Genomic DNA, 2,711 nt, shown 5'->3' with positions numbered 1-2,711 from the left:
TGACTGTGCTCGCGCTGGAGGATCAATTGGTGGCGTACCTGGTGCCGACCGATCCAGAACAGGACCCGCAGATCCTTCGCGAAGCGCTGAAAACCGAGCTGAAAACCCATCTGCCGAACTACATGGTGCCTAGCCACTTCGTGCTGCTGGACCGACTGCCGCTGACCGCCAACGGCAAGCTGGACCGCAAGGCCCTGCCTGTGCCGGATGCCAGCCAGTTGCAGGCTCACTACGTTGCACCGCAAGGCGAGCTGGAACAGCAACTGGCTGCCATCTGGGCGCACGTGCTCAAAGTGGAGCAGGTCGGTCGCACCGATAACTTCTTCGAACTGGGCGGGCATTCGTTGCTGGCGGTGCAGATGCTGGTGCACGTACGCGAGCAGTTGCAGCACGAGGTCAGCCTCAAGGACCTGTTCGAACGCCCCACGCTTGCTGACTTCAGCACCACGCTTGAGCGGAAAAACGGTGAAAGTGACCACGCGCAGGATGAATTGACTAAATCACTGGAGGCTCTCAAACGTTTATCAGCGGAGGACATTGATAAGTTGCTGGCGTGATGGTTTTGCGTGGTGGAGGGGCATTGTGTGTGCCCTGACACTGCGCTGTTCAAAGGTCATCAAAAACAGTGGGAGCGCGCTTGCTCGCGAAAGATTCGTTTCAAGCACCGCGTCCGGATTGAGTGGAACGATCCCATTCGCGAGCAAGCTCGCTCCCACGGATATCTCTCTACCGCGAGATAGCGTCGCGTCAGGACATAGCGGCAGTTTCCTCAGGAATGCTTCATTTCAGTTGTTTAGGAGAAACACCCGTGCACCAGTTGCTTGACTCCGTTAAATCGCTGTCCCCCCGTGAACGCAAGGCGCTGGCGGTCCTGCTCAAGCGTCAGGGGGTGAATCTTTACGGGGTCACGCCGATCTTCCCGAGGGAGACGCAGGCACCGTCTGCGCTGTCCTTCGCGCAGCAGCGGCAATGGATTCTCTGGCAACTGGAGCCGCACAGCGCAGCCTACAACATCCCGCTGGCGTTGCGCCTGCATGGCCCATTGAACACTGAAGCCTTGCGCCGCAGTGTCGAGTCGCTGATCGAACGCCACGAAACCCTTCGCACGACCTTTGAGCAACAAGGCGATGAATCGCTTCAGGTGGTGCATCCGGCGGCAGCCTTTGTGCTGAGCGTAGAGCGGCTTGCGCACGGCCAGTCGGTTCAGGATTATGTCGATCATGAAGTACAGCAGCCGTTCGATCTGCAACACGGGCCGCTGCTGCGCGTCAGGCTGTTGCAGGTCGCCGACGACGAACACGTGCTGGTCCTGACCCAGCACCACATCGTCTCCGATGGCTGGTCGATGCCGATCATGGTCGAGGAACTGCTGCAGGGCTATCAGGCCATCAGCCTGGGGCGCGAAATCAGGCGTGAACCGCTGCCGATCCAGTACGCCGACTACGCGATCTGGCAACGCAACTGGCTGGAAATGGGTGAGCAGGCCCGGCAGTTGGAATACTGGACGAACCAGCTGGGTGAGCAGCAGCCGGTGCTGGAATTGCCCTCCGACCGTCCACGTCCCGCGATGCGCGATCATCACGGCGCGCGCTTGAATGTCGAACTGGACACCGTACTGCTGAGCCGCCTCAAAGCGCTGGCCCGCGAGCAAGGCATCACGCTGTTCATGTTGTTACTGGCCTCGTTTCAGACCCTGTTGCATCGCTACAGCGGGCAGGACGATGTGCGCGTCGGCGTGCCGATTGCAAACCGCAACCGCAGCGAAACCGAAGGGTTGATCGGCTTCTTCGTCAACACCCAAGTGCTTAAGGCCGAGTTCTCTTCGCAGACCACCGTCGCCGACCTGCTGCAGCAGATCAAATACACGGCTGTGCAGGCTCAGGCGCATCAAGACCTGCCGTTCGAGCAACTGGTCGAAGCCTTGCAGCCGGAGCGCGATCCCAGCCGCAGCCCGCTGTTTCAGGTCGCTTACAACCACCAGACCGAAGCCCGTAATGAAGCCCGCGAACTGGCAGGGCTGCGCCTGGAATATCAACTGTCCGACAAGCACACCGCGCAGTTCGACCTGACGCTGGATACCTGCGAACGCCCGGACGGGTTGGGCGCCTCCTTGATCTACGCCACCGATCTGTTCGACGCCTCCACCATCGAGCGCATGGCTGGCCACTGGCGCAACCTGCTGCACGCCATGACCGGCGATGTACAGCAGCGCATTGCCGACTTGCCGTTGTTGAGCGCCGCTGAGCGTGAGGCCACCTTGCAAGGCTGGAATGCCGGTCTGAAGGTGTATCCGACCGAACAGTGCGCTCACCAGCGTTTCGAGGCGCAGGCTGCAAAAACGCCTCAGGCCATTGCCTTGAGTCTGGGCGCCGAGACGTTGAGCTACGAGCAGCTCAACCAGCGCGCCAACCAGCTGGCCCACAAACTGCGCGAGCAGGGCGTCGGCCCGGACGTGCGCGTGGGCCTGGCGGCCGAACGCAGTCTGGATATGATCGTTGGCTTGCTGGCGATCCTGAAAGCCGGCGGCGCCTACGTGCCGCTGGACCCGGATTACCCGCAGGATCGCCTGAGCTTTCTGATGCAGGACAGCGGCATTGAGTTGCTGCTGACCCAAGCGTCTGTACGGGACAGGCTGCCGGTTCCCGCGCACGTGCAGTGCCTGCTGATCGAAGCCTCGTTGGACGGCTACAGCGCTGAAAATCCGGTCAACC

Annotated in this window: 2 protein-coding genes; both read left to right on the top strand. The window is 61.0% G+C overall.

What is annotated here, in order from left to right; translation table 11 throughout:
• Positions 1-557 (top strand): phosphopantetheine-binding protein (locus tag ALP40_RS15110; RefSeq protein ID WP_147478328.1); only part of this gene is annotated, 557 nt, incomplete at its 5' end.
• A 251-nt stretch (positions 558-808) separates the two neighbouring features.
• On the top strand, positions 809-2,711 hold a 1,903-nt coding region (locus tag ALP40_RS15105; RefSeq protein WP_147478327.1), incomplete at its 3' end, for a condensation domain-containing protein.

Origin of the sequence: Pseudomonas viridiflava (assembly GCF_003702045.1) — a bacterium.
Taxonomy (GTDB): Bacteria; Pseudomonadota; Gammaproteobacteria; order Pseudomonadales; family Pseudomonadaceae; genus Aquipseudomonas; species Aquipseudomonas viridiflava_C.
This window is presented reverse-complemented; position numbering and strand designations above follow the sequence as displayed.